Annotated in this window: 24 protein-coding genes; 3 read left to right on the top strand and 21 right to left on the bottom strand. The window is 60.0% G+C overall.

What is annotated here, in order from left to right; all coding sequences use genetic code 11:
• Position 1: 1 nt before the first annotated feature.
• From eda to GbCGDNIH6_RS10200, 4 genes are all read right to left on the bottom strand, one after another.
• Positions 2–661 carry a bifunctional 4-hydroxy-2-oxoglutarate aldolase/2-dehydro-3-deoxy-phosphogluconate aldolase gene (gene eda / locus GbCGDNIH6_RS10185; RefSeq protein WP_072563794.1) on the bottom strand — a complete coding sequence of 220 codons (660 nt, stop codon included), beginning with the start codon at positions 659–661 and terminating at the stop codon, positions 2–4.
• Between the two features lie 149 nt (positions 662–810).
• Positions 811–1,587: a M48 family metallopeptidase gene (locus GbCGDNIH6_RS10190; protein WP_081370091.1), complete on the bottom strand. Its 777-nt coding sequence runs from the start codon at positions 1,585–1,587 to the stop codon at positions 811–813.
• Positions 1,584–2,084: a YcgN family cysteine cluster protein gene (locus GbCGDNIH6_RS10195; protein ID WP_072563795.1), complete on the bottom strand. Its 501-nt coding sequence runs from the start codon at positions 2,082–2,084 to the stop codon at positions 1,584–1,586. Before GbCGDNIH6_RS10195 ends, GbCGDNIH6_RS10190 begins: the two co-directional genes overlap by 4 nt.
• Positions 2,085–2,179: 95 nt before the next feature.
• Entirely contained in the window at positions 2,180–2,995 is an 816-nt protein-coding gene (locus GbCGDNIH6_RS10200) for a YSC84-related protein (RefSeq protein ID WP_072563796.1), read from the bottom strand.
• 275 nt (positions 2,996–3,270) lie between these two features.
• On the opposite strand from GbCGDNIH6_RS10200, the gene GbCGDNIH6_RS10205 reads away from it, so the two are divergent.
• Positions 3,271–4,341 (top strand): bifunctional heptose 7-phosphate kinase/heptose 1-phosphate adenyltransferase, encoded by a 1,071-nt coding sequence (locus GbCGDNIH6_RS10205; RefSeq protein WP_157692418.1) that lies wholly within the window; start codon positions 3,271–3,273, stop codon positions 4,339–4,341.
• Positions 4,342–4,353: 12 nt separating this feature from the next.
• Here the strand turns inward: GbCGDNIH6_RS10205 and GbCGDNIH6_RS10210 are convergent, their stop codons facing one another.
• From GbCGDNIH6_RS10210 to GbCGDNIH6_RS10255, 11 genes are all read right to left on the bottom strand, one after another.
• On the bottom strand, positions 4,354–4,827 hold the full coding sequence (locus GbCGDNIH6_RS10210) for an MmcB family DNA repair protein (RefSeq protein WP_072563798.1): 474 nt from the start codon (positions 4,825–4,827) through the stop codon (positions 4,354–4,356).
• 74 nt (positions 4,828–4,901) lie between these two features.
• A complete protein-coding gene (locus tag GbCGDNIH6_RS10215; RefSeq protein WP_072563799.1) occupies positions 4,902–5,930 on the bottom strand; it encodes an isocitrate/isopropylmalate dehydrogenase family protein in 1,029 nt (342 codons plus the stop codon).
• 75 nt (positions 5,931–6,005) lie between these two features.
• The gene (mctP, locus tag GbCGDNIH6_RS10220) at positions 6,006–7,511 is read right to left on the bottom strand and encodes a monocarboxylate uptake permease MctP (protein ID WP_072563800.1); all 1,506 of its coding nucleotides are present in this window, start codon (positions 7,509–7,511) and stop codon (positions 6,006–6,008) included.
• Positions 7,512–7,526: 15 nt separating this feature from the next.
• Positions 7,527–7,775, bottom strand: coding sequence for a DUF3311 domain-containing protein (locus GbCGDNIH6_RS10225; RefSeq protein ID WP_232449802.1), 249 nt, complete (start codon positions 7,773–7,775; stop codon positions 7,527–7,529).
• Positions 7,776–7,778: 3 nt separating this feature from the next.
• A complete protein-coding gene (locus tag GbCGDNIH6_RS10230; protein WP_072563801.1) occupies positions 7,779–8,642 on the bottom strand; it encodes a rubrerythrin family protein in 864 nt (287 codons plus the stop codon).
• A 232-nt stretch (positions 8,643–8,874) separates the two neighbouring features.
• Complete coding sequence (gene atpC / locus GbCGDNIH6_RS10235) at positions 8,875–9,282, bottom strand: ATP synthase F1 subunit epsilon (RefSeq protein WP_072563802.1); 408 nt, start codon at positions 9,280–9,282, stop codon at positions 8,875–8,877.
• A 4-nt stretch (positions 9,283–9,286) separates the two neighbouring features.
• Positions 9,287–10,717: a F0F1 ATP synthase subunit beta gene (gene atpD / locus GbCGDNIH6_RS12275; protein ID WP_011632756.1), complete on the bottom strand. Its 1,431-nt coding sequence runs from the start codon at positions 10,715–10,717 to the stop codon at positions 9,287–9,289.
• A 27-nt stretch (positions 10,718–10,744) separates the two neighbouring features.
• Positions 10,745–11,641 (bottom strand): F0F1 ATP synthase subunit gamma, encoded by an 897-nt coding sequence (locus GbCGDNIH6_RS12280; RefSeq protein ID WP_095413413.1) that lies wholly within the window; start codon positions 11,639–11,641, stop codon positions 10,745–10,747.
• Between the two features lie 19 nt (positions 11,642–11,660).
• On the bottom strand, positions 11,661–13,196 hold the full coding sequence (atpA, locus tag GbCGDNIH6_RS10245) for a F0F1 ATP synthase subunit alpha (protein WP_072563803.1): 1,536 nt from the start codon (positions 13,194–13,196) through the stop codon (positions 11,661–11,663).
• A complete protein-coding gene (locus GbCGDNIH6_RS10250; RefSeq protein ID WP_408606550.1) occupies positions 13,196–13,819 on the bottom strand; it encodes a F0F1 ATP synthase subunit delta in 624 nt (207 codons plus the stop codon). Before GbCGDNIH6_RS10250 ends, atpA begins: the two co-directional genes overlap by 1 nt.
• Positions 13,820–14,033: 214 nt before the next feature.
• Positions 14,034–16,229, bottom strand: coding sequence for a primosomal protein N' (locus GbCGDNIH6_RS10255; protein ID WP_072563804.1), 2,196 nt, complete (start codon positions 16,227–16,229; stop codon positions 14,034–14,036).
• A gap of 130 nt (positions 16,230–16,359) precedes the next feature.
• Between GbCGDNIH6_RS10255 and GbCGDNIH6_RS10260 the strand changes: the two genes are divergently transcribed.
• Both GbCGDNIH6_RS10260 and GbCGDNIH6_RS10265 read left to right on the top strand, forming a co-directional pair.
• A complete protein-coding gene (locus GbCGDNIH6_RS10260; RefSeq protein WP_025287377.1) occupies positions 16,360–17,043 on the top strand; it encodes a hypothetical protein in 684 nt (227 codons plus the stop codon).
• Positions 17,040–17,942, top strand: coding sequence for a tyrosine recombinase XerC (locus tag GbCGDNIH6_RS10265; protein ID WP_025287378.1), 903 nt, complete (start codon positions 17,040–17,042; stop codon positions 17,940–17,942). The genes GbCGDNIH6_RS10260 and GbCGDNIH6_RS10265 overlap by 4 nt, the downstream gene beginning before the upstream one ends.
• A gap of 32 nt (positions 17,943–17,974) precedes the next feature.
• Here the strand turns inward: GbCGDNIH6_RS10265 and GbCGDNIH6_RS10270 are convergent, their stop codons facing one another.
• From GbCGDNIH6_RS10270 to GbCGDNIH6_RS10295, 6 genes are all read right to left on the bottom strand, one after another.
• On the bottom strand, positions 17,975–18,766 hold the full coding sequence (locus GbCGDNIH6_RS10270) for an SIMPL domain-containing protein (protein WP_072563805.1): 792 nt from the start codon (positions 18,764–18,766) through the stop codon (positions 17,975–17,977).
• 54 nt (positions 18,767–18,820) lie between these two features.
• Entirely contained in the window at positions 18,821–19,567 is a 747-nt protein-coding gene (locus tag GbCGDNIH6_RS10275) for a pyridoxine 5'-phosphate synthase (protein WP_072563806.1), read from the bottom strand.
• A gap of 55 nt (positions 19,568–19,622) precedes the next feature.
• Entirely contained in the window at positions 19,623–20,582 is a 960-nt protein-coding gene (gene pdxA, locus GbCGDNIH6_RS10280; protein ID WP_072563807.1) for a 4-hydroxythreonine-4-phosphate dehydrogenase PdxA, read from the bottom strand.
• A gap of 32 nt (positions 20,583–20,614) precedes the next feature.
• Positions 20,615–22,006, bottom strand: a complete 1,392-nt coding sequence (lpdA, locus tag GbCGDNIH6_RS10285) for a dihydrolipoyl dehydrogenase (RefSeq protein WP_072563808.1) — start codon at positions 22,004–22,006, stop codon at positions 20,615–20,617.
• Positions 22,007–22,018: 12 nt separating this feature from the next.
• Positions 22,019–23,365 (bottom strand): 2-oxoglutarate dehydrogenase complex dihydrolipoyllysine-residue succinyltransferase, encoded by a 1,347-nt coding sequence (odhB, locus tag GbCGDNIH6_RS10290; protein ID WP_072563809.1) that lies wholly within the window; start codon positions 23,363–23,365, stop codon positions 22,019–22,021.
• Between the two features lie 176 nt (positions 23,366–23,541).
• The gene (locus GbCGDNIH6_RS10295) at positions 23,542–26,433 is read right to left on the bottom strand and encodes a 2-oxoglutarate dehydrogenase E1 component (protein WP_072563810.1); all 2,892 of its coding nucleotides are present in this window, start codon (positions 26,431–26,433) and stop codon (positions 23,542–23,544) included.
• Positions 26,434–26,490 lie beyond the last annotated feature (57 nt).

A 26,490-nucleotide genomic window follows, 5' to 3' on the forward strand; every position in this document is an offset into this window, starting at 1 on the left:
TTTATACTCCCTGCCCGCCCGGGTTTCTCAATGCATTGACACGGGCCGCACTGCGTGACGCTTTCGCGGTAATCGCATCCCACGCACCAGCTTCGATCTCCGCCGGCGTGGCCAGCCATGAACCACCGATGGCCACCACATTGGGCAGCGACAGCCATGCCTCGATTCCGTCCTCGGAAATGCCCCCCGTGGGGCAGAAACGTGCATCGGGGAACGGACCACCCAACGCCTTGAGCGTCGCCATCCCGCCCGGCTCGGCAGGAAACAGCTTGGCAGCGCTGAAGCCGCGCTCGATACAGGCCATCAGCTCCGACGCGGTGCGGATACCGGGGACAAAGGGGAGGTCGGTCCCCGCCGCCGCATCCAGCAGAACCGGCGTCGCACCGGGGCTGAACGCAAAGCGCAACCCCAGTTTAAGGGCGGTTTCCAGCTCGGCAGGGGTGGTGACGGTGCCGAGACCAACCACCGCCTCCGGCACTTCCTGCGCGATCACACGGGCGGCATCGAGGCCCGCTTTCGTTCGCAAGGTGACCTCCAGCATCCTGATCCCACCCGCCACCAGCGCACGGGCCAGCGGAACCGCATCCGCCACACTTCCAATCATCAGAACCGGAATAATCCCGGCTGTCTGCATCAGGGATGCAGGTGTTTCCTGTGTCATCTTTTCTTCCCCTCAAGAAATACCCATCCCGGAGTACCGCTGCCCGCGGCTGGCGGACCATCCCCGGTACAGGCCATGCAAGGATCATGCTGCCCCCGCACGCATCCCCCATTTCCCTCTCCTGGCGCCTCCGCCTGATCCTGACGGAATCATCCCGCGCCGACCCGCATCAGCCTGCCCCCCTCCTGCCGCAACCAGACCGTCGCCTGTGCACGATAGGGGGTCAGTTGTACACAAAGCGCCCAGAAATCAGCGCTGTGATTCATATGTTTCAGATGTGCGGTCTCATGGCCCGCCACATAATCCTGAACATAGGGGGGTGCCATGATCAGCCGCCAGCTATAAGCAATGCTGCCATCCGGCGCACAACTACCCCACCGCGACACCGTGTCCTTGATGGAAACACGACGCGGCTTCAACCCGACAGAAGCCGCCTTGGCCAGCGTCAAAGTCGAGAAACGCTGCTGTGCCTCCCGCCGCAGCCAATCCTGCACACGACGCTTCAGAAACGCGGGATCACCGCTGACATGCAGCGTTTCTCCCTCCAGTCGCACCACGCCACGCGCCTGCCCATCATGGCAGATGACCACCTCCCTGCCATCGAACGGTATTGTCGCCCCGTTCTGAAACAAAAGAGGCGGCGGCAGCATCGCCAGTTTTTCTTCCACCCACTCCGCATGGCGATAGAGCAGTTCCAAACCGGCCTTACGCCCGACCCGGCCCGGCAGGGTCAGCACCGCATGGCCGCGCCGTGCATCAATACGCAGACTGATCCGCCGCGCCCGCACATTGCGGCGCCATAAGACAGGCACAGGCAAGCCACCCGGCAGAGTTTCCGTCACGATAATGGCCGCAGACGAAGCATCCAACCGTTCCGGCGCCACCACCGGGCCAGCCGGTTTCGTCCGAAACAGAGGCAGCCTCATGACTCATCGGCCGTCTTGCCTGCCGCCTCCTGCCGGGGGCGGCGTGGACGGGGAAAACGACCGGGCCAGGAGACGATGTAATCCTCCAGCGGCCCGGCCACCCGCTCATCAATCGCTCGACCACGTACTGAAATGCCTGCCTGATGCACCGTCTCCGGATCGCCGGAGACCAAAGGATGCCACCAGGGCAGATCCTTGCCGTTCAGCACAATCCGATAGGCACAACTCGGAGGCAGCCAGTCGATTTCCTCGACCAGAGCGGGGGTCAGACTGATGCAGTCCGGCACCTTGCGAAATCGGGTGGCATAGCTGGTGCAACGGCAGCTTTGTGTATCCAGCAGACGGCAGGATACGTTGGTGAAAGCCAGTTCCTCCGTATCCTCATCACGGAGTTTATGCAGGCAGCAGCGCCCGCAACCGTCACACAGGCTTTCCCATTCCTCACGGGTCAGCTCGGTCAGGCGTTTGGTTTTCCAGAAGGGAGGGGCCTCAGTCATAAAACCAGTGATAAAGCCTTCCAGCCCGCACCGGTAGCCAAAAGAAGCTGATCTCCGCTATCGGCCCCGTACACCCTCCTGGGCATGCTTTTTTATCAGCGCGGCGGCGGCAGGGTCTGCTGCTGAACCGGTGCCAGTCTGGTAGGGCCGCCCGTCACCGGGGCAGGCGCATAGGCTGGCTCCTGCGTCTGGGTCGGCTGCCCGGCCGCAACAGGCGCGGCAACTGCCTGACCCGGCGTGCCATAGCGCGCAAGGATGGTGCGCAGCGGGTCAGCTCCGGGATTATTGACCTGCATCTGGATTACAATCTGCCGGGCGGCCAGAGCCTGTCCGTAATAGGCGCGGTTGGCATCCGTATCGGTGGTCAGGAAAGTCCCGTTCAGCGCGACGCTTCCGAACAGACCACGGGATTTGGAGAACCCGATAATGTCCGCCCGCAATGCGGCAGTCACATCACCCTCCACCCCTGCTCCGAACGTCGCCACGGACAGGGAGGCATCGCCGCCGAACTTGAACTGTTTGTCCATGATTGCACTCAGGGCCTTGTCATTCATGATCATGAGCATGATCTGACTGTCCTGAATCCCGATCTGAAGCCCGAAGCTGACGCTGGACATCGAAAAGAAAGCCGGGGCAGACCATGATCCAGCCCCATCACGCGCGGACAGGATGCAGCTTGCACCGGCCCCGCCGAAAATAAAAGCCGCCCGGAAGGATTGCGGGCAGATCATCACCGCCCGCGCCCTTTTCAGTGTATTGATGCGATCACTGGAATGAGCCGGCCCCAGCATGTCCTGCACCGTCAATGTCGCACGATCGACAATCGCCTGCTGCTCGGACTGCGCGTGCGCTTCAGCGGACAAACCAAGGGAAGCCATAGCCAGAACCCCCGCAAGCACATAGCATAACATCAAGCAATCTCCGCATCTTAAGAGACGAAATTGCAGCAGTTTCGCATCTTTTTGGCAAGGTTGGGCCGAATCTCCGCCCCCTCCCTGCATTTTTCAACCTTCCCCGTCATTGGAGATGGTAAAACCATACATGGCCGAAAGGGACAGGGGTTCGTTTAAAATATGATGCTATCGCGTGCAGTAATAATTCCAAGAGCGAGGAATCTGTTTTAATCTGGCTGCAATGAACCTTTTATTCTCCGTCGGGCGGCACGTTGTTGCCGATGCAGGCAACCATGCCAGACAGTATCCCCATGCCTGATCCGCAGCGGTCCTTTCTGCGACGCGCGCACGCTGCCATGCGGGACGACTGGTCCGGCAGCAACGGTTCTACCCCCGCTGTTCCGACCCTGCCCGGACTGCCGAAATTCCATCAGGCCAGCCTGTTGGTTGTCGGCGATGTCATGATGGATGAATACATCAGTGGACCGGTGCGGGATGGCTTGCAGGAACCGTCCCTGCGCGTACTGCGCGCTGATGAGGAAATGGCCGTTCCGGGAGGAGCCGGCACTGTGCTGCGCTGCCTGACCGCGCTGGGGACCGCTGTCGCCTTTGTGTCGCTGGTGGGTGATGACCAGACGGGCTCTGACCTCACCGGGCTGGTCGGCAGCCAACCCGGTGTAGAGCCGTGGCTGCTGGTTGAGGGCGGCCGCATCACAACCCGCAAAACCCGCTATATGGCGGATGGTCAGCAAATTCTGCGCGTTGATCGTGAAATCCGCGAGGATATTCAGGATCGGCTGAGTGACAGGCTTCTACGGATTGCCCGCGATGCCATGGCCGCAACCTCCATTACAGTGCTGGCCGATTACGGGAACGGCCTGCTGTCCGGTCCGGTGATTTCCGGTATTTCGCTGGCTGCCCGCGCGGCGGGCCGTCCGCTGGTGGTTGCCCCCAGCCTTGGCCGCTCTGTGCTGTTTGCCGGGGCTGATATTATCGTCCCCGGCAGACGCGAATTATCGCACGCCACCGGGCTGGCCTGCGAAACGCCCGAGCAGGTCGAAATTGCCGCGGCCGAATTGCGGGCACGGTTCGGGCATCGCGCCGTTATGGCCCTGCGACAGGATGGCGGCCTGACTTTGGCAGATGAATCCGGAACCCGGACCCTTGCCACCATTGCGGGGGAAAAAGCCCGCCTGTCAGGCGTGACAGAAGCCGTCGTGGCAACCGTCAGTGCGGCGCTGGCCGCTGGCTGCGCCATCGAACGCGCAGCGGAACTGGGCAATATCGCCGCCGGTCTGACTGCCACACGCCTCCGTCCCACCACCGTGCCACAACCTGCCGAGTTGGCCGCCGCCATAGCCTGACGCGGAACCCCGCTATTCCACCAGATGGGCCGCCATGAGAGAGGAGCGCAAATCAGGGTCCAGTGCTGCTGCCAGTCTGCCAGCAGCCAGACGCGCATAGGTCAATGTCAGACTGCGACGCCGGGCCGGCACCATGGCCCTGCTTTCCTGTGCAGGGCGGATGATCTCCGCACCATGGCTGTCAGCCACGATGATCCCGACATCATCCGGCAGCAAAGAAAGCGGAAAATCGAGATCGACCGCAAAAAACAGGGCATCCGCATAAGCGTCATACTCTCGCCACTTGCGATCCATCATGAAATCGCGGCTGCCGGACTTGATTTCAATACAGACAAAGCTGCCGTCACCGCGCAGGGCGAGAAGATCGGCCCGGCGGCCATTGGGCAATGGAACCTCATGCAGGGCGGCCCAGCCCATCATGGCGCAAAGACGCCCCAACTGACGACGAATATGCGCGGCCCGTAAAGGAAAGCTTAACTCCACCATGGCAAAATATCCCCCTTCCCTGATGGAGAGAAGAGGGTTTTTCTTTTGCTCCTCACAGCGAGGGATCGCCTGCCTTACCCGATGCGGCTGATCAGAGCCTGTGTCAGTTCCCTGGTTTTGGCGGTTCCCCCCAGATCAGGGGTACGGATGCCATCCTCCAGTGTCGTGATACGGATGGCATTACGCAATCTGGTTGCCAGATCAGTCCTGCCGACATGGTCCAGCATCATGGCCGCCGCCAGCATCAGCGCTAACGGATTGGCGATTCCTTTACCGGCGATGTCGGGGGCCGAGCCATGGACAGCTTCGAAAATCGCGGCCTGCTTGCCGATATTTCCGCCCGGGGCAAGACCAAGCCCACCGATCAGCCCGGCAATCAGATCAGACAGAATATCGCCGAACAGATTGGTCGTGACGATGACATCAAAGCGACCGGGGTCGAGTACCAACTGCATCGCACAAGCATCGACGATTCTTTCCTCGAAAGCGATACGGCCCTCATATTCCTTGGCGATTTCCTTGCCCGCCTCCAGAAAGATACCGGTCAGAGCCTTCAGGATATTCGCCTTATGAACCAGCGTGACCTTCTTACGGCCATTCTGCATCGCGTATTCAAAGGCGTAGCGAATAATCCGGTGACAACCGGTGCGGGTATTGAAGCCAGCACACATCGCCACGGCATGAGGGTCGTCACCGATCGGCATATAATGCTCGAACGCGGCATAGAAACCGTCGAGATTCTCACGGATCAGGGTGATATCGACATTCTCGAACCGTCCACCCGGGATCAGGGTCAGCGCAGGGCGAACATTGGCGAACAGTTCGAATTCCTTGCGGAGCTGCACGTTGACCGAGCGGTATCCACCACCGGTGGGTGTCGTCAAAGGTCCTTTAAGCGCCAGCTTGTTATGATGAATACTCTGAATCGTTTCACGGGGCAGCGGATCACCCACCCTGGCGATAGCCGCCATACCGGCATATTGAGAGTCCCATTCAAACGGAGAGCCGAGAGCGTCCAGCACGCTGACGACAGACTCGACAATCTCGGGACCAATGCCATCGCCCGGAATGAGGGTGGCCGGGATTTTGGTACTCTGGCTCATTCGCCTGCTCTCCTGCACGTCCGTGACGAGCGATTGTACCAGAAGGCATGCAAAGGGGAATGACCGGGAGGTAATCTAGACCGTCTCTTCCTCCAACACGCTCAAATCCTGCGTATTCTCGAGCCCTTTCAAGGCGAAGATTGCGGAAAACAGGGTCGATATCGCAATATTCAAAATCAACGCATAGACCGCCGCATAGCCCGGAATCGTCCAGCCACCTAGATGTAATCCGTATGTGGTGCCCTTGAAGCCGGTTTCCGCCACCATCCATGTGCCTGATACGATTCCCACAGCCCATCCGGCCAGCAAAGGCCAGGAGCGGAAGAAACGACTGTAGAGCCCCAGAAAGATCGGGGGTGCCGTCTGAATGATCCAGACCCCACCCAGCAGCTGCAACTGGATCGCGTACTCTTTCGGCATGAAAATGATGAACACCAGCGCGCCGAGCTTCACCAGCATGGAAACGAATTTCGCGATCCCTGCTTCCTCAGCATCGGTGCAATTGGGGCGCAGAAATTCCCGCCAGATATTGCGCGTGAAAATGGCCGCCGTCGCGATGGACATGATCGCCGCCGGCACCAACGCCCCAATGGCAATGGCCGCAAACGCCACGCCAACAAACCAGGAGGGAAAGGATGCCTTGAACAGCTCCGGCACCGAAAGCTGAGGCGAAACAGTCAGTCCGACGGCAATCGCCATGAAACCAAGTAAAGCCAGCAGCGCCAGCGTAAAGGAATAGGCCGGCAGGATTGCCGCATTACGCCGGATAGCATCCGGACTGCTGGCACTGAGCACCCCGGTCAGAGAGTGCGGATACAGAAACAAAGCGATCGCTGAACCTAGCGCCAGAGTGGCATAAACACTCCAGTCTCCCAGAGAGCCCGGTCCCGGCGTCGCCAGCAGCAGTTTCTGCGACGGGATATGCGCGAAAATCTGCCCGAACCCACCCAGATGCATCGGCACGATAATCGCGGCCGCAAAGACTGTGATGTAGATCAGCAGATCCTTTACCACTGCAATCATCGCTGGGGCACGCAGACCCGATGTATATGTGAAAGCAGCCAGAATCAAAAAAGCAATGATCAGTGGCATATCGCCCCACAGCCCTGTGCCGTGAAAACCAAGCGCACCGATCACGACCTCCATACCGACAAGCTGAAGCGCGATATAAGGCATGGTGGCCAACAAGCCGGTTATCGCGACCGCCAGAGACAGCCATCGATTACCGAAACGTCCCCGCACAAAATCAGCAGCGGTGGTGTAGCCCTGTCGGTGCGCCACCGTCCAAAGCCGTGGGAATACCAGATAAAGGATCGGATAGATCAGAATAGTGTAGGGAATGGCGAAAAACCCCATCGCGCCTTTGCCATACATGAAGGCCGGGACTGCAATGAAAGTATAGGCCGTATAGAGATCACCCCCCAGTAGGAACCAGGTTACAAAGGTTCCAAAACGCCTTCCCCCCAGGCTCCATTCATGGAGTTGATTGAGATCCCCCGCCCGCCAGCGGGCCGCGGCAAATCCCAGCAATGTCACGAATATGAACAGGCCTATGAAAATGCCTGTCGCAACCCAATCCATCTTACGGCATCTTTCTCAGTGATCAGTCTTATGATCAGCGACGCGCTCGGCACGATAAACAATGGCAGCCAGAATGGCTGTGATGAACACCCAAGCCGTCTGATACCAGTAAAAAAACGGCACCCCACCAAGGGATGGCTCGATCCGGTTGTAAAACGGAACCGCCAGGATGGCGACAAACGGCAACAGAAACAGAAGACGAACAGGCCGCGCACGATGCCGCACAGGCTTGCTCGACGGAGTGAGGGCAGAGGGCATGGCCATTGTTCAGGCAGCCTTTGCCACGCTTTGCATCTGCACGCCCGCGTCCTTGCCAACAGGCTGCCGGAGGAAATGCTTGCGGCGACGCTGCATCAAGGCCCATGCCAGTTTGGTCGACAAGGTGGACAACCGCCCATGTGGCATCAGCCCCACTGACTTGAATACCATTCCGGTGGCCCGCTGAATGTGATGATAACGATAATAGCCCATCGCCTGGCTCATATAAGCAGCAATACAGCGCTCATGACTATAAGGAGTGTTCTCGGCCTCGTTTCCGCAGTGATAAGCGAAGGCCAGTTCATCATCCTCGCTCTCACCGATGCGCCCGGCGGCAATGCGCAGGCGGTTCAGAAAGCCTATCTTCTCCCGCTCCAGATAACGCCGCATATGGTCGTAGAACAACTTGAAATGGCGATATTCGTCAGCTGCAATCAGCTTACAGATATGCTTCAGAACCGGTTCCTCTGTCGCATCGCCGAGCGCAGTGTAATAGGAGGAGGTTCCCGTCTCCACCATGCATCGGGCGATCAGCTCACCGGTGCGGGAACCACGGATTGAGGCATTTGCGCTGAGATCAATCTGGTAGCCAGCCTTATAGCGGGCGAAGGCAGCCTCATAATTCCAATCCGGGTCGGCCAGGCTGGCCCATTTTCCCAGCGCATCCCCGTGCTGCACCTCTTCCACCGCCCAGCGATCCGCCGCTCCGGAAAAGTCCGGATCATCCCGGAACACACCGTTCAGATACATAGCGTAGTCAGTTCCATTGCGCTCGACCATTGCCGCGGCCTTGACCAGCGGCACAATCGCCGGATCAACCAGAGCCGGGTCGAAATCCGACCAGGGCACGTCTTCAATACGCCAATGCTTCATGGAGATATCCGCTTAACCAGCTTTGCCGTCAGTGTTTCTTCAACAACGCGCAGCAGACCGAAATTATAGTCGCCCCTACCCGGTGCAATGGCCATTCGGCAAATACGATCATGACCTGTGGCATGAAGGCCGCACCACCGGCGGGACACCACAGCATAAAAAGACAAGAAAGCCCCGGCCAAATGGCCGAGGCTTTCTAAACGCCCTGTGTGCAAACACCAAGGCTGGTCGTTCAGTGTCTGGCAGCCTCAACCATGGCACGCGCCGCCTGTATGGACTCCATGGCTACATCCAAGGCCGTGATATCAAGCTTATCGACCGTTGCATAAGCCGCTTCCGCATCCGCCAAACGCTTTTCGGCCTCAGCGGCTGAAATCTCAGCGACCGGCAGCGCCTGATCGGCCAAAACCGTGCAGCGTTCTGGCGTGATCTCCGCGAACCCGCCCGCGACATAAAGCCGGTCGGTCACCTGACCATTCTGGTAAAGGCGGATGGTGCCGCCCTGAAGCAGCACGATCATCGGGGCATGGCCGGGCAGTACGCCCAGCTCACCCTCCGCAGCCGGGATCACGACCATGTCCACGGATCTGGACAGGAGACGCTTTTCCGGGCTGACGATTTCAAGGCTGGTCTGGGCCATGGGATCAGGCCTTCGCCTTCAGCGCCTCGGCCTTCTTGCGGGCATCCTCGATGGTGCCAACCATCAGGAACGCCGCTTCCGGCAGATCGTCATGCTTGCCTTCGACGATTTCCTTGAAGGAGCGGACCGTATCTTCGATGCTCACGAACACGCCGGGGGAACCCGTGAAGACTTCCGCCACATGGAAGGGCTGGGACATAAAGCGCTCGATCTTACGGGCACGGGCCACGGTGAGCTTGTCTTCTTCAGACAGTTCATCCATGCCCAGAATGGCGATGATGTCCTGCAGCGACTTGTAGGTCTGCAGAATACGCTGCACATCGCGCGCCACTTTGTAGTGTTCCTCACCCACGATACGCGGATCGAGGGAGCGGGAGGTGGAGTCCAGAGGATCGACCGCCGGGTAAATGCCCTTTTCGGAGATCGCGCGGTTCAGCACGGTCGTCGCGTCAAGATGGGCGAAGGAAGTCGCAGGCGCCGGGTCGGTCAGGTCGTCGGCGGGAACGTAAATGGCCTGCACCGAGGTGATGGACCCCTTCTTGGTAGAGGTGATGCGTTCCTGCAGCGCGCCCATATCGGTCGCCAGGGTCGGCTGATAACCCACGGCGGAAGGAATACGACCCAGCAGCGCGGACACTTCGGCGCCGGCCTGCGTGAAGCGGAAGATGTTGTCCACGAAGAACAGCACGTCCTGGCCTTCTTCATCACGGAAATATTCCGCGATGGACAGACCGGACAGCGCCACGCGCGCACGGGCACCCGGCGGCTCGTTCATCTGGCCATAGACCAGGGCCACCTTGGAGCCTTCGGTGGTGTTTTCACCGAGCTTGATGACGCCCGCATCAATCATTTCGTGATACAGGTCATTGCCTTCACGGGTGCGTTCACCCACCCCGGCAAAGACCGACACGCCACCATGCGCCTTGGCGATATTATTGATCAGTTCCTGGATCAGCACGGTCTTGCCGACGCCTGCACCACCGAACAGACCGATCTTGCCGCCTTTCAGATAAGGGGCGAGCAGATCGACCACCTTGATGCCCGTAACGAGGATCTCGGCAGAGGCTGCCTGCTCTTCGAAAGACGGGGCTTCACGGTGGATGGAGTAGGTCTTTTTGGCATCGACCGGACCACGCTCGTCAATCGGCTCGCCGATGACGTTCAGGATACGGCCAAGCGTGCCGGGGCCCACCGGCACCGTGATCGGACGCCCAAGGTCTTCGACTTCGGCGCCACGCACCAGACCATCGGTGCTGTCCATGGCGATGGCACGGACTGTGCGCTCGCCAAGTTCCTGTGCGACTTCAAGAATCAGGGTGCGATCACCGATCCGGGTCTGCAGCGCATTCTGGATGAAAGGCAGTTCGCCATCGAACTGCACGTCAACCACGGCGCCCAGAATCTGGGTGACCCGCCCGACATTGTTGCTTGCCATCTGCGGCTCTCCTCTTTCGCGGATCGGCTACAGCGCTTCGGCGCCGGAGATGATCTCGATCAGTTCACGTGTAATATTGGCTTGGCGCGTGCGGTTATAGGTCAGCGACAGGCGCTTGATCATGTCACCGGCATTACGGGTGGCATTATCCATCGCTGTCATCCGCGCCGCATGTTCACCCGCAGCGCTTTCCAGAATCGCACGATAGATCTGAATGGCCAAATTCTGCGGCAGCAGCTTGGCCAGCAGGGTTTCTTCGTCCGGCTCGAACTCATACACCGCCTTGGCACCGTGGCTGGATGCACCTGCATCAGCCTGAGCCGCCTGCGGTACCTGCGCCGGAATAAGCTGTGTTTCGCCGGGAGTCTGGCTGATCACGGAGTTGAAGTGATTATAGACCAGCGTGCAGACATCGAATTCACCCGCATCCAACCGCGCCGTAATCTGCTGAGAGAGTGCCAGCGCATCCGCAAAAGCGAGCACCTTCTTCCCCGCCAGCGAGGTTTCCGGCAGCAGACGGGTTTCCAGATCGCGACGCAAATAGTCACGCGCCTTGCGGCCGACGGTAAGAATTTTCACCGTCTTGCCTTCGGATTCCAGCCTGTTGGCCAGCGTGCGAGCAGCCCGGCCCACATTGGTGTTGAACGCACCGGCCAGACCACGGTCAGCAGAAATGACCACCAGCAGGTGGACCTTGTCCTGACCGGTTCCAACCAGAATGCGTGGGGCAGAAGGGCTGCCCGCCACGTTATCGGCCAGCGCCGCCAGCATGCGCTGCATCAGCTCGGCATAGGGGCGCGCGGCCTCTGCTGCCTGCTGAGCACGTCGCAGCTTGGACGCGGCCACCATTTTCATGGCGCTGGTGATCTTTTGCGTCGATTTGACGCTGGTGATCCGTCCCCGAAGCGCCTTCAGGCTCGCCATGTCCTGGGCTTCCCTTCGATCAGACGGTGAAGTTTTTGACGAAGCCTTCGAGGAAGCTGCGCAGCTTCGCCTCGGTTTCGCTCTTGACTTCACGGTCGTTGCGGATGGCGTCCAGAATGTCCTTCTGCGCACCACGCAGCTCAGCCACCAGACGGCGCTCAAACTCCACGACCTTGTCGGTCGGAATGGTGTCGAGATAGCCCTTCACACCGGCGAAGATCACGGCGACCTGCAATTCCACCGGATACGGTGTGAATTGCGGCTGCTTCAGCAGCTCGGTCAGACGGGCGCCACGGGCCAGAAGCTTCTGGGTGGAGGCATCAAGATCGGAAGCAAACTGGGCGAACGCCGCCATTTCGCGATACTGGGCCAGTTCCAGCTTGATGGAGCCGGCAACCTGCTTCATCGCCTTGATCTGGGCCGAAGACCCGACGCGGGAGACGGACAGACCGACATTCACCGCCGGGCGGATGCCCTTGAAGAACAGTTCGGTCTCAAGGAAGATCTGACCGTCGGTGATGGAGATCACGTTGGTCGGGATGTAGGCGGACACGTCACCGGCCTGTGTCTCGATCACCGGCAGGGCCGTCAGAGAACCCGCGCCATGCGCATCGTTCATCTTCGCGGCACGTTCCAGCAGACGTGAATGCAGGTAGAACACGTCACCCGGATAGGCTTCACGTCCCGGCGGACGACGCAGCAGCAGGGACATCTGGCGATACGCGACAGCCTGCTTGGACAGATCGTCATAAGCGATCACGGCATGCATCGCGTTGTCGCGGAAGAATTCACCCATGGCGCAGCCGGTATACGGGGCCAGGAACTGCATCGGAGCCGGATCGGAAGCGGTGGCGGCGACGACGATGGAGTATTCCATCGCGCCCTGCTCTTCCAGTGTGCGCACGATCTGCGCGACGGTGGAACGCTTCTGACCAACCGCAACATAGATGCAGTAGAGCTTCTTGCTCTCATCCGTGCCTTGGTTGATCGGCTTCTGATTGATAAAGGTGTCGAGAATGACGGTGGTCTTGCCGGTCTGGCGGTCACCGATCACCAGTTCGCGCTGGCCACGTCCGATGGGGATAAGCGCGTCAACCGACTTCAGGCCGGTCTGCATCGGCTCATGCACCGATTTGCGGGGAATGATGCCCGGGGCCTTCACCTCGACGCGGGTGCGGGTCACATCCGTCAGCGGACCCTTACCGTCGATGGGATTGCCCAGCGCGTCAACCACGCGGCCCAGCAGACCACGACCGACCGGCACGTCCACGATTTCGCGGGTACGGGCGACGGTGTCGCCTTCGCGGATCTGGCGGTCATCGCCGAAGATCACGACGCCGACATTGTCATTTTCCAGGTTCAGGGCCATGCCCTTCAACCCGGCGGAGGGGAATTCCACCAGCTCACCGGCCATCACGTTCTGCAGGCCATAGACGCGGGCGATACCATCGCCGACGCTCAGCACCTGGCCCGCTTCGGCCACATTCGCTTCGCTATCGAAGGAAGCAATCTGAGATTTAAGGATTTCCGAGATCTCGGCAGGACGGATGTCCATCAGGCGGCTCCCTTCATGGCGTACTGCAGGCGCTGCAGCCGGGATTTCAGGCTTGTGTCATACAGGCGCGTACCGATCCGCACGACCAGACCACCCAGAAGGCTGGGGTCCACGTGCTTTTCGATGCGCACATTGCCGTAACCGGCTTCGATCAGGCTGGCGCGGAGCTGATGCTCCTGCACCTCGGTCAGTTCATGGGCCGATTCGACCACGGCCACGGCCTCACCACGCTTCTCTGCCACCAGCACCGCGAAGGCACTGATGATGGAGCGCAGTGAGCCGAGGCGGCGGTTATTGGCCACCGTACCGACAAAATTGCGTTCGATGCGGGTAAAACCCTGCCGGTCGAGCACGGCCAGAACGGCATCCCGAGCACGGTTGACATCGACAAGAGGACTGCCGAGCAGGCTGCGCAGATCGGCGCTTTCGTCGATCAGCCGCCCAAGGGCCTCGATCCGGGCGATAACGCCATCCAGATCGCCGCTGTCCCCGGCATAAGAATAAAGTGCGGAGGCATAACGCTTCGCCAAGCCGGACACAGCGGTGCCGGACACATGCTTCGCTTCCCGCTGCGGGGTGCCGGTTACGGCCGCGCCGCTTTCATTTGCGCCATTCGAGGCCACGGTCTCGCTTTCTCGCTGGTGTTCCTCTGGAACCGGACCCAACCTCCCGGCTCCGGCGGTGGCCGTCTAGCATGCAGATAACACCCGTGCAACAGACATGACCGGAATGATCGTGCTCTGAATGACGGTTTTACGACCGAAAAATGCCCTGCCATGCCCTAAATTTTGTCACCGCACCCGGGCCAAAAAGAAAAAAGTCAGTCTTTATAACCCGTTACAGAAACGACACGGGATCGACATCAATTTCAATGCGTGCTCCGCGGGGCACAGTCATTTCCTGAAGCCAACGGCGCAGGATAGGTTGGACCGCAATAGTCCGACGGGTCCGCAGCAGCAGACGGCGACGATGACGCCCGCGCAGCACGGCAAGCGGCGCCGGAGCTGGCCCCAGTACCCATATCCCGTCACCATTCGGTGCATTGCGCGCAATGTCCAGCGCGAGCCGGTCGGCTGTGGCCGCATCGTCGGCACTGACGATCAGGGCCGCCAGCCTGCCATGGGGTGGCCAGTACCCTACGCGCCGAATCTCCGATTCTCCCTCCATGAACGCTGCGAAATCATTGTTGAGAAGCGCCTGAATGGCCGGATGATCCGGATTCCAGCTTTGCAGAAAAACATGCCCGGGCGCCTCTGCCCGTCCGGCCCGACCGGCGACCTGATGCAGCAACTGGACGGTGCGTTCCGAGGCACGCAGATCACCGCCCCCAAGCCCGAGATCGGCATCCACCACACCGACACAGGTCAGATAGGGAAAATTCCAACCTTTCGCGACAATCTGCGTACCGATCAGCAGATCAACCTCCCGCGCCACCACCCGTCCGGCTGCCTTGGCCGCTGCGGCTGGCCCAGGCAAAGTGTCACTGGCCATAACCAGCACCCTTGCCTCCGGAAATAACGTGGCGGCTTCCTCAGTGATTCGTTCCACACCGGGACCGATTGCGGTCAGAGCATGTTCCGCGCCGCAGGATGGGCAGGATAGAGGCACCGGCTCCTCATGCCCGCAATGATGACAGATGAGCTGACGGCGCAGACGGTGTTCCACCAGCCATGCCGTGCAATGCGGGCACTGCATCCGCGTACCGCAGGCCCGGCAGAGAGTCAGGGGGGCGTAACCGCGCCGGTTCAGAAACAGCATGGCCTGCTCCCCCCGCGCAAACGCCTGCCTGATCGCCGTCACCAGTGGAGGGGACAGGAAATGATTGCGCTCCGGCGGATGGGAGCGCAGATCGATTGCCGTGACCGAAGGCAGCCGCGCCACCCCATGCCGCGCCCGCAGGCTCAGGCGGCGATAGCGCCCCGACTCGACATTCGCCAGAGTCTCCAGACTCGGCGTTGCCGAGACCAGCAGAGAGGCAGCCTGCTCGAACCGCGCCCGCACCACCGCCATGTCCCGCGCATGATAGATGATTCCATCCTCCTGCTTGAAAGCGGTCTCATGCTCCTCATCCACCACCACCAGCCCCAGATCGGAGAAGGGCAGAAACAGTGCGGAGCGCGCCCCGACCACCACCTTCGCCTCTCCGCATGCCACTGCCCGCCAGCACTGACGGCGCGTCAGGCTGCTGAGATCGGAATGCCAGATGGCAGGCTCCACACCGAAACGGCGACGGAAACGGTCCAGCCACTGGGTGGAAAGCGCTATTTCCGGCAGCAGAATCAGGGTCTGGCGACCGCAGGTGAGAGCCTCGGCAATGGCTTCCAGATAAACCTCGGTCTTGCCGGAGCCGGTCACTCCCTCCAGCAACGTCACCGAGAAAGCATGCGCCCTGACCGCTTCCCGCAAAGACTCCGCAACCTCGGTCTGATCCGCCGATAGATCGGGCACTGTGAAGGCAGGGTCAGGCATATTATAGCGGGTCGGCCGGGCCATCGGCACCTGTTCCAGCAAACCCAGAGAGACCATGCTCCTCAGCACGGCACTGCTGATCTCCGGCAAGTGCTCCCGCACGGTCTGGGACGTCATGGGCGCGCCATCCGCAAGCAAGGCCATCACCTGCCGTCTCGCCTCGGTCAGCCTGATCCCCTCCGGCGGGGAGGCTGCCCGTTGCAACCCTGTGACGGCCCGTTCCGGATGCAGCGCGTTGACCCTCAGCGCCATCGCCATCACCTCACCGGGGGGAGACAGCGTATAGCCTGCGACCCAATCAATGAAACGACGCAGGGGGGCAGGCAAAGGCGGCGCGTCCAGCACCGCCAGCAATGGCTTCAGGCGATGATCAGGAACATGCCTGGCAGTGCCAGCGGTTGCCTCATCCCAGACAACGCCCACTTCTTCCCGCCGATTCAGCGGCACCAACACGATATCACCCGGCTGCGGCGCCAGATCCGGCGGGACCGCATAATCAAACGGGCCCGGAAATGGATAGGGCAACATGACCTGTAAACGTCTCTTCCGGTCGGCACTGCTCATCCTGCACCATCGCACGGCGTGACAACGCTGAATATATTGGTGTTATCTGTTTGCAGAGACAGTTTATCGGCTGATAGCGCATACTGAGGGATGGCAGAGCCATCCGATCCTCCTTTCGTAGCGAAAGCCAATGGATTCTGATCGCATCGATGCTTTTCTTCGTGCTCATCCCGACTGGCTGGCGGCGCGCCCGGACCTGTACGCCAGCCTGTCACCGCCACGACGGGTGCATGGGGATACGCTCGCCGATCACATGCAGGCGCGTATTGATGCCGAGCGTGTCCGTTGTGAGGTCGCCTGCAATGCAGCCCGCGATATCCTTCAAGCAAGCCGTGCCTCTGCCTGTCTGACAACACGTATCCAACGCTCGGTACTGGCTCTGCTGCGAGCATCCGATGCCATGGACTGTATTCTTCAGGAACTGCCCAGCCTGCTGGGGATTGAATATACCCACCTGTATTATCCGACTTTTTCCACCCTTCTGACTCCCATGGTCTGCGAACGGGCAGGGGTTGAGCCAATGACCCGCTCCGCCATGAGTGCCCTGCTGGGGGATAAGGATGTCCATATCCGCAGCCTGACAATCCCCGACCTGGCGCTGCATCAGGAGACAGCCCCCCTGATCCGACAGGATGCGCTGCTGCTTCTGCCTCGCACATCATCAGCATCCCCCTGGCTGATGGTACTGGCGGCGCGGAACAGGGAGGACCTGACCGCCCCCAATGCTCGTCAGGCGCTACGCTTTCTTGCTGAGGCCACTGCCGCCGCTTTGGATCGGGATAGTGCCGTTCAGACGGATCAGCATTGGCAATGATGGCAGAGCAGGCCAGACACGACTGGATCGACTGGCTGCGGGATGAAAAGCGCGCAGCCTCCCTCACCTGCCGCGCCTACGGTGATGATGTCGCCGCATTTTTGGGCTTTCTGGCGACGCATCAAGGAGCCGAGCCAGATATGGCAATGCTTGGTCGGCTGGAGCTGTCTGATTTCCGGGCCTGGCTGGCTGCAGAGGCCGCTAACGGAGCCGGAAACGCGACCAGAGCACGGCATCTGGCCTCCATCCGCAGTTTTTTCCACTTTCTGCGCCAGCGCCACGCCCTTGAGAACAGCGCACTGCCCCTGCTGCGCACTCCGAAAGCCAAACCTCCTTTACCTCGGGCGCTTGATCAGGCCCAGGCATTGGCGGCAGCCCGTGACATCGGGGAGGCCAGCGACACCCCGTTCACACAGGCGCGGGATACCGCGCTGTTCGCCCTTCTCTATGGCTGCGGCTTACGTCTGGGCGAGGCGCTGGGCCTGAGGGTGGGGGACAGCCAACGCGACACACTCCGCATTGTTGGAAAAGGCGGCCGAGAGCGAATGGTGCCGGTGATCCCCGCCGTCCGAACATCCCTGTCCGACTGGCTGCGGTTTCATCCTGTCCCGGAAGCCTCCGCTCCGCTTTTTGTCGGTGTACGGGGCGCACGGCTCAATCCAGGCGTTGCGCAGAGAACGCTGCGGCTATTCCGCACCCTGTATAACCTGCCGGAGCACGCGACCCCGCATGCCCTGCGGCACAGCTTTGCAACACATCTTCTGGCGGCCGGGGCAGATTTACGTGCCATTCAGGATCTGCTGGGCCACGCCAGCCTGTCCACTACTCAGCGCTACACCCAAGTGGATCAGGCCCAGCTACTGGCCGTCTGGCAGAAAGCGCATCCGCGGGCCGGATAAGCCTTCTTCAGGAACTCTGACTGCTATTCTGATCAGTCATCATCCTGTTTGCTGCCTTCTTTGCTGCCTTCACCCGATTTATCATGCGGATCGACAAGGGCAAACGAAGCGGACACAGCCAGCACCTTGCGCAGTTCAGTCACCGGAACATGGGCCGTAGCATCCGGAGCCGTTGCCATAGCCCGCATCATGGGCATGGGCGCATGGGAGGGAGTGCTGATGAGGTGATCACTGATCATCAGCGGCGCCCCGATCGTCATACCGACACCAGAAGCCATTGCTGCCGCCCGTTCCTTTGCATCAGCAGCCGCCTTGGGCAGACATTCCATGATCGCGGCCTGCCATGTCGTGTCGGAAATGCCGGGATCAATTGCCCCGACCTCATCAATCCCGTTTTTAGCGGCCAAAGGAGCAACCTCCGCCAGACGGGCGATACTCGTGGTCACAATATGCAGCGCACCCTGCGCACGGTAATCACGCAAAATGCGCTTGCCGTGATCATAATCATATTCCGGCGCAACAGAGACCCCGCCGCCACTGAGTTTTACATCCGGCAGATTCAAGGCCTTCACGGCCTCCAGAAACGCATTGAACCGCTTGGTCGCATCCCCCAACACGGCATTCACATCACTGCCGGAGGCAGCAACAGTCACGGAGGTCGAGGCCTGATCAGGCGTCATCACCATGGTACAGCGCCCGGTCGCCATCACCTGCGGCGGCTTTTTATCCGCCAGAGCGGGCTGGGCCGCCAGAACAACAGGAAGCAATGCCGCAACAGGGTACAGATGTGCTCTCTTGCGTAGAAAAGACGTCAAAGTCGTCATATCAACTTGCTCCTTCCTGAAAAACAACCAAAGCACTGACCTGCTCGCGATTACTCATGCAGCAATGGCACGATCCATCGCCAGACGCATATCACGGATGGCCTGCCCCAGACCGACAAACACGGCTTCAGCAATCAGAGAGTGACCGATATTCAACTCCTTCACCCCCGGAAGTTGTGCGACCGGCGTGACATTGGCGACCGTCAGGCCGTGACCGGCATGACATTCGAGCCCGAGATCACGCGCCATTGATGCAGCTTGCTGTAAACGTGACAGCTCATGGGATGCATCTGCCTCCAACGCATAAGCCCCGGTATGCAGTTCCACAACCGGCGCACCCAGCGCCACCGCAGCACGAAGCTGCCGCGGATCCGGATCAATGAACAGTGACACACGGATGCCGGCCTCACGCAACGCAGCGATTTTCGGCATCAACGAGACGATGTGACCGGCTGCATCCAGTCCGCCTTCTGTCGTCACTTCCTCACGCCGCTCCGGCACCAGACAGCAGGCATGGGGACGCAGGTGACGGGCAATGCCGACCATCTCCTCCGTCGCAGCCATTTCCAGATTGAGCGGAGCACGGATCGCCGCCATCACCTGTGTCAGATCGGCATCACGGATATGACGGCGATCTTCCCGCAGATGCATGGTGATCCCGTCTGCCCCGGCCTCCAGTGCCAACAGTGCGGCACGGACCGGGTCTGGCTCTGTACCGCCGCGCGCGTTACGGATCGTGGCCACGTGATCGATATTGACGCCAAGGCGCAAAGAATGGGAGCCAGGGGCTGTATCGGGCATCGCGTGTTCTCTCCGTAACGATCAGCCGGGATGAAGCAGCGTTTATAACATCCTGCTACGAACCCGTCGCCATCTCCGCCGCCAGATGCAGAGCAGCCATCAGGCTGTCTGCCTCGGCGATGCCACGCCCGGCAATATCGAATGCCGTGCCGTGATCCGGCGAGGTACGAATGATCGGCAGGCCCAGCGTGACATTCACCCCATGGCGCATATCCAGCGTCTTGAGCGGAATCAGGGCCTGATCGTGATACATGCAGAGAGCCGCATCATAATTCTGGCGCGCAGTATCGGTGAACATCGTATCCGGCGGATAAGGCCCGAGGATTGTATGGCCTTCCTGGCGCAGACACTCCATGGCAGGCGCAATGATCGTCTGCTCTTCTTCGCCCATCGCCCCGCCTTCTCCCGCATGAGGATTAAGACCGGCTATCGCCAGACGGGGGTAGGTCAGGCCAAAACGGCTCTTGAGATCATCAATGGTAATCCGGGCGGTCTGCACGATCAGATCGGTCGTCAGCATGTCCAGCGCCCGCCGCAGCGAAACATGCACAGTGACAGGAACCACGCGCAGCAGAGGGGATGCCAGCATCATCACCGGCGTGCCTCCGGTCAGTGCGCCCAGAAACTCGGTATGACCGGGAAAAGCAAAACCGCTGCCATACAGCACCGCCTTGCTGATCGGATTCGTGACCACGGCCGCCGCCTGCCCGGCCTGCACATGCTGTACCGCCTGCTCAATAGAGGCAATCACTGCCGGAGCATTGGCCTGATCAGGATGTCCCGACACGACAGAGGCAGAAAGCGATAATGGCAGAACCGGCAATGCATAGGCAAAACAGCCTGCCGCATCAGCGGGTTTTTCAATCACGTGCAGATTCTGCATGCCAAACAAAGCGGGATCGCTGATCACATAGAAAACAGGGCCGGTCTGACGCAGGCGCTGCCATGCCGTCTGCGTAATCTCCGGGCCGATCCCGGCCGGGTCTCCCATCGTCAGCGCAAGCGGCAGGAGCATTTTGTGACTCTTTATGATCTGATCAGAAAAAATCAGATATGAATAGCACGACCATCAACCGCCAGAGCCGCTTCCTTAACCGCTTCACTCAGGCTGGGATGAGCATGGCAGATACGGGCGACATCTTCACTGCTGGCGCCGAACTCCATGGCTGTTGCCAGCTCGGCGATCAGCGTGCCGGCATCAGGCCCCAGAATATGCGCACCCAAGAGACGATCCGTTCTGGCATCAGCGAGGATTTTGACAAACCCGTCCGTATCGCCCATCGCGCGGGCACGACCATTCGCGGTGAAGGGAAATTTACCGACTTTATAGTCAATTCCTGCGGCTTTCAGCTCTTCCTCGGTCCTGCCAAGCGAGGCCACTTCCGGCCATGTATAAACAACGGCAGGAATCACATCGTAATTGACATGCCCGGCCTGTCCGGCAAGCATTTCCGCCAGCGCCACACCTTCATCCTCGGCCTTGTGCGCCAGCATTGGTCCGGCAATGGCATCGCCGATGGCGTAGAGACCATCAATATTGGTGGCAAAATGCGCATCCGTCCGTACCCGGCCACGCTCATCACACGCGACGCCGATTTCATCCAGCCCCAGCCCGTCCAGATAAGGCCGACGCCCGATCGCCACCAGCACGATATCGGCATGCAGCGTATCCGCTTCACCCCCCTTGGCCGGTTCCAGTGACAGGGTCACGCCACCCTCATCCACCTGCGCACCGGTCACTTTGGTGCCGAGGCGGAAGGCCAGACCCTGCTTTTCCAGAATCCGCTGGAAGGCTTTGGCAACTTCCTGATCCATACCCGGCACGATGCGGTCGAGATACTCGATCACCGTGACCTCAGCCCCCAGCCTGCGCCAGACGCTGCCGAGTTCAAGACCGATCACACCACCGCCAATCACCACCAGATGCTTCGGCACCGATGGCAAGGCCAGCGCGCCGGTCGAGGTAACAATCCTCACCTCATCCACCGGAACCCCAGGCAGTGGCACGCTCTCACTGCCGGTGGCGATCACGATATGGCGGCCCTCATAGCTCTGGCCGCCGACCTCGACCTTGCCAGGCGCGCTGATACGGGCGGCCCCTTTCAGCCAGGTGACCCCGTTCTTGCGGAACAGGAACTCGATGCCCTTCACATTGGCGGAGACAACTTCTGCCTTCCGTGCCTGCATCCGATCCAGATCAAGGGCGACGTCTTTCGCCTGAATGCCATGCTCCGCGAACTGATGCAGCAGGGCATGATAATTCTCGCTCGACTGCAACAGCGCCTTGGACGGAATACAGCCGATATTCAGACATGTACCGCCCAGCGTCTCGCGCTTTTCAACACAGGCCACTTTCAGCCCAAGCTGCGCCGCACGCACCGCACAGACATAGCCACCCGGACCAGCGCCGATGACGATCAGATCGAATGCATCGCTCATGTCACAACAATCCTACAGACCCAGCAGCAGACGGCGTGGATCCTCAATCCCTTCCTTGACCCGGACGAGGAAGCTGACCGCCTCCTTGCCATCAACGATCCGGTGATCATAGGACAGCGCCAGATACATCATCGGCCGGATCTCGATTTTTCCATCGACGACCACAGGGCGCTCCTGAATCTTGTGCATGCCGAGAATACCGGATTGAGGCGGATTCAGAATCGGCGTGGACATCAGGGAGCCATACACGCCCCCGTTCGTGATGCTGAACGTACCGCCGGTCAGCTCGTCCAGTTTCAACGCCCCATCCCGGGCACGCTTGCCGAAATCGGCAACACGCTGCTCAATCTGAGCGAAATCCAGACGATCCGCATCCCGCAGCACCGGCACAACGAGACCGTTGGAGCCGCCTACCGCAATGCCCATATGAACAAAGTTCTTGTAGACGACCTCATCACCGTCAATCTCCGCGTTGACGGCCGGAAATTCCTTCAGCGCGCTGACACAGGCACGCACGAAGAAAGACATGAAGCCCAGCCGCACACCGGAATGCTTCTTCTCGAAAAGATCCTTGTATTCCTTGCGCAGCGCGATCACCGCCGACATATCCACCTCATTGAAGGTGGTCAGCATTGCCGCCGTGTTCTGCGCTTCCTTCAGCCGCTGAGCGATCGTGCGGCGCAGGCGTGTCATTTTCACCCGCTCCTCACGCGCCGCATCCTCGGCCACCACCGGGGCATGCCGGGCTGAAACCGGAGCGGACGGTGCCGCCGTTGCAGGACGGCTGAGGAAATCCAGCACATCTCCCTTGGTGATACGTCCATCCTTGCCGCTGCCAGAACCCAGCGCAGAGGCATCGACACGGTTTTCCGTCAACATCTTCTGCGCCGCAGGCAAGGGAGCAGGGCCGTTTTCACGGATGCTGGGATCGCTGACCGCAGGCGGGTGCGCAGCAATATCAGCGGGGGGCGTCGCCGGGCGAGAAACGGGGCCGGACGGGCGTGGCGGCGGATTGATACCGCTTTTCGGATTGGCCGCAGCCTCCGTCTTCGCCGGTTCTTCCTGTGCTGGAGCGGGAACAGACGGTGCCGGGCGGGAGGCAGCACCCCCCACCGCATCCCCCTCTGCACCCAGCTCACCCAACACGGCACCCACCGATACCTCCTCCCCCTCTGCCGCGAACTGGGCCGACAGCACACCAGCGGCAGGCGCATTCACCTCGACCGTGACCTTGTCGGTTTCCAGCTCCACAACCGCTTCATCGGCGGCCACGGCGTCTCCGGCTTTTTTCAGCCATTTTGCGACAACCGCTGTGGTGACGCTTTCGCCAAGAGAAGGAACCTTGATATCCGTCGGCATGCCTGTCTGATCCTTGTCAAAAACGGGTGCGGCAGCATCGCCCCCAAGGGGCGCGTTAAGGGGCGCGTTGCAGGACGCGTGTCGGTTAATCCGGATAGCCGATCACATCATAGGAAAAAAGCGGCAGCGCCGATGACGGATAAAGTTTTTTACCCGTCATCAGGCTTTCATCATCGTCAGGAGATCAGCCCCAGCGCCTCACGCACCAGCCTGTCCTGCTGAGCCTGATGCACCTTGGCGAGTCCGGTCGCAGGGCTGGCGGCCTCGGCCCGTCCAACATAAGAGGGACGGGTCGCCTTGCCACCCAGGGTGGTCAACACGGCCTCGATCTTGCGATCGACAAAAGTCCAGGCACCGTTATTGGCGGCTTCTTCCTGACACCAGATCACGTCCGCATTGCTGTAGCGACTCATGACGCGGGAGAGACTGTTTTTAGGGAATGGATAAAGCTGCTCCAGACGGATGATGGCAATGTCGTCAATCCCGGCTTCACGACGCTGGGCCAGCAGATCGTAATAGACTTTGCCAGAGCACATCACCACACGGCGCATTTTCTCCGGCGCGACCAGCGTATCGATTTCAGGAATCACAGTCTGGAACGCCGTATCGCCGGTCATCTCCGACAGGCTGGAGACCGCCAGCTTATGCCGCAGAAGTGATTTCGGCGTCATGATCACCAGCGGCTTGCGGAAATTCCGCTTCAACTGGCGGCGTAGAGCGTGGAAGTAATTCGCCGGGGTCGTCAGATTACACACCGCCATGTTCCGCTCTGCACAGAGCTGAAGATAACGCTCCAGACGGGCCGAGGAATGTTCCGGTCCCTGCCCTTCCATACCATGCGGCAACAACAGGGTGAGACCCGACATGCGCAGCCATTTCGTCTCGCCACTGGCCAGGAACTGATCGATGATGACCTGCGCACCGTTGGCGAAATCACCAAACTGCGCTTCCCACAACACCAGCGTGCGTGGATCGGCAAGGGTATAGCCATATTCGAAGCCCAGCACGCCGGCTTCCGAAAGCAGCGAATTATAGATCTCGATCCGTGCCTGCTGCGGGGCGATATTGTTCAGCGGCACATATTCGTTCTGGTTTTCCTGATCGATCAAAACGGCGTGACGATGGCTGAACGTGCCACGCTGGCAGTCCTCGCCTGAAAGACGAACCCGGTGCCCTTCCAGCAGCAAGGACCCAAAGGCGAGTGCCTCCCCGGTGGCCCAGTCGATCCCCTCGCCGCTCTCGATCATTTTCTGTTTTGCTTCGAGTTGACGGGCAATTTTCGGATTGACTGCAAAGCCTTCAGGGATATGGCTCAACGCATCGCCGACCAGTTCCAGGGTTTCATGCGGCAGGGCGGTTGCTTCATCAACGCGATCATCTTTCGCGACATCCTGCTGCATGCCGGCCCAGTGGCCTTCCAGCCAGTCCGCCTTGTTGGGCACATAGGATTTCGCGGTGCTGAAAGCCTGTTCCAGAGTATCGTTAAAAGAATCCCACATCCGACGACCTTCATCGGCAGAAACGACACCCCGCTCCGCCAGGGCTTCCGCATACAGAGTACGGGTGGTTTTGCGGGCGCGGATGGCATTATACATCAGCGGCTGTGTGAAGGCAGGCTCGTCGGTTTCGTTATGCCCGTGGCGGCGATAACAGACGATATCCAGCACGGTATCGACACCGAATTCCATCCGGAAATCCGTGACCATACGGGCACAGAAAGCAACCGCCTCCGGATCATCTGCATTGACGTGCAGTATCGGTGACTGAATGGCTTTCGCTACATCGGTACAATAAAGTCCGGAATAGGCATGCGCCGGGACAGTGGTAAATCCAATCTGGTTATTGACCACCACATGCACCGTGCCACCCGTACGGTAGCCTATGAGCTGGCTCATCGCCAAAGTCTCATAGACCAGTCCCTGACCGGCAAAGGCGGCATCGCCATGCATCAGGATGCCCATCACCGAACGCCGCTGCCTGGTATCCCCCGCCATATCCTGCCGGGCACGCACCTTGCCGACGACTACCGGATCAACGGCTTCCAGATGGGAGGGGTTGGGCTGCAAGGACAGATGAACCGTGTGACCAGCGCTCTCGATATCGGCAGACGTCCCGAGATGATATTTCACATCTCCAGATCCCTGTACGTCGTCAGGTTTCGAGGCTGCGCCTGCAAATTCGCTGAACACCTGCGTGTAAGGTTTGCGCACAATGTTGACGAGCGTATTCAACCGGCCGCGATGCGGCATCCCGATCGCGATTTCATTCACACCCTGGGCAGCGGCATTGGCAATGATCGCATGCAGGGCGGGAATCATTGACTCACCACCTTCCAGACCAAACCGCTTGGTGCCGACATATTTTTTCTGACAGAAGACCTCAAAACCCTCCGCTTCCGTCAATTGCTGCAACAGAGTGCGGCGATCCTGATCGGTAATGGTGCGGCGCCAGTATCCTCCCTCCATCCTGCGCTGGATCCAGCTTTTCTGGCGCGGATCCTGAATATGCATGAACTCGACGCCAATCGGGCCGCAATAGGAGCGGCGCAGGGTGTCGACAATTTCCCGCACGGTCGCAGTTTCACGCCCCAGCAGGCCGTCGATGAAGACCGGGTGATCAAGATCGGTTTCGGTAAAACCATAGCTGCGTGGATCGAGTTCCGGGTGAGGAGCAGGAACCTGTAACCCCAGCGGATCAAGTCTCGCCTCCAGATGGCCGCGCACACGATAGGCGCGGATCATCATCAGGGCGCGTATACTGTCCAGCGTGGCAGCCCGCACGCTGTCGCGCGGAGATTCTTCCGTAATCGTGCTGGTGGATGCTTCCGTTACAGACTCTGCCGCAACACTGCCTTCATAGACCGAGGCAACCTTGTGTGGGCGAGGCGCCCATGAAGCACCCTCCGTCTCGGCCAGAACAGCCCGTTCCTCATCACCCAGGGCTTCGAACAGGCGTGCAAAGCTTGCATCAACAGAACCGGGATCAGAGGCCCATCGCGCATACATATCCGCAATGAAAGCTGCATTTGCGCCGCTGAAGGCAGAAGCCAACACATCCACGCCAGCCATGGATCACTCTTTCCATTTCAACAAACCGATCCCCCTGATCGGCTTATGACTCAATCA

It is taken from the genome of Granulibacter bethesdensis, assembly GCF_001889525.1.
Lineage (GTDB): Bacteria > Pseudomonadota > Alphaproteobacteria > Acetobacterales > Acetobacteraceae > Granulibacter > Granulibacter bethesdensis_C.

Coding starts and splice junctions, on each gene's coding strand:
- eda (WP_072563794.1), bottom strand. CDS start 661: ATGACACAGGAAACACCTGCATCCCTGATGCAGACAGCCGGGATTATT.
- GbCGDNIH6_RS10190 (WP_081370091.1), bottom strand. CDS start 1,587: ATGAGGCTGCCTCTGTTTCGGACGAAACCGGCTGGCCCGGTGGTGGCG.
- GbCGDNIH6_RS10195 (WP_072563795.1), bottom strand. CDS start 2,084: ATGACTGAGGCCCCTCCCTTCTGGAAAACCAAACGCCTGACCGAGCTG.
- GbCGDNIH6_RS10200 (WP_072563796.1), bottom strand. CDS start 2,995: ATGTTATGCTATGTGCTTGCGGGGGTTCTGGCTATGGCTTCCCTTGGT.
- GbCGDNIH6_RS10205 (WP_157692418.1), top strand. CDS start 3,271: ATGCCAGACAGTATCCCCATGCCTGATCCGCAGCGGTCCTTTCTGCGA.
- GbCGDNIH6_RS10210 (WP_072563798.1), bottom strand. CDS start 4,827: ATGGTGGAGTTAAGCTTTCCTTTACGGGCCGCGCATATTCGTCGTCAG.
- GbCGDNIH6_RS10215 (WP_072563799.1), bottom strand. CDS start 5,930: ATGAGCCAGAGTACCAAAATCCCGGCCACCCTCATTCCGGGCGATGGC.
- mctP (WP_072563800.1), bottom strand. CDS start 7,511: ATGGATTGGGTTGCGACAGGCATTTTCATAGGCCTGTTCATATTCGTG.
- GbCGDNIH6_RS10225 (WP_232449802.1), bottom strand. CDS start 7,775: ATGGCCATGCCCTCTGCCCTCACTCCGTCGAGCAAGCCTGTGCGGCAT.
- GbCGDNIH6_RS10230 (WP_072563801.1), bottom strand. CDS start 8,642: ATGAAGCATTGGCGTATTGAAGACGTGCCCTGGTCGGATTTCGACCCG.
- atpC (WP_072563802.1), bottom strand. CDS start 9,282: ATGGCCCAGACCAGCCTTGAAATCGTCAGCCCGGAAAAGCGTCTCCTG.
- atpD (WP_011632756.1), bottom strand. CDS start 10,717: ATGGCAAGCAACAATGTCGGGCGGGTCACCCAGATTCTGGGCGCCGTG.
- GbCGDNIH6_RS12280 (WP_095413413.1), bottom strand. CDS start 11,641: ATGGCGAGCCTGAAGGCGCTTCGGGGACGGATCACCAGCGTCAAATCG.
- atpA (WP_072563803.1), bottom strand. CDS start 13,196: ATGGACATCCGTCCTGCCGAGATCTCGGAAATCCTTAAATCTCAGATT.
- GbCGDNIH6_RS10255 (WP_072563804.1), bottom strand. CDS start 16,229: ATGAGCAGTGCCGACCGGAAGAGACGTTTACAGGTCATGTTGCCCTAT.
- GbCGDNIH6_RS10260 (WP_025287377.1), top strand. CDS start 16,360: ATGGATTCTGATCGCATCGATGCTTTTCTTCGTGCTCATCCCGACTGG.
- GbCGDNIH6_RS10265 (WP_025287378.1), top strand. CDS start 17,040: ATGATGGCAGAGCAGGCCAGACACGACTGGATCGACTGGCTGCGGGAT.
- GbCGDNIH6_RS10270 (WP_072563805.1), bottom strand. CDS start 18,766: ATGACGACTTTGACGTCTTTTCTACGCAAGAGAGCACATCTGTACCCT.
- GbCGDNIH6_RS10275 (WP_072563806.1), bottom strand. CDS start 19,567: ATGCCCGATACAGCCCCTGGCTCCCATTCTTTGCGCCTTGGCGTCAAT.
- pdxA (WP_072563807.1), bottom strand. CDS start 20,582: ATGCTCCTGCCGCTTGCGCTGACGATGGGAGACCCGGCCGGGATCGGC.
- lpdA (WP_072563808.1), bottom strand. CDS start 22,006: ATGAGCGATGCATTCGATCTGATCGTCATCGGCGCTGGTCCGGGTGGC.
- odhB (WP_072563809.1), bottom strand. CDS start 23,365: ATGCCGACGGATATCAAGGTTCCTTCTCTTGGCGAAAGCGTCACCACA.
- GbCGDNIH6_RS10295 (WP_072563810.1), bottom strand. CDS start 26,433: ATGGCTGGCGTGGATGTGTTGGCTTCTGCCTTCAGCGGCGCAAATGCA.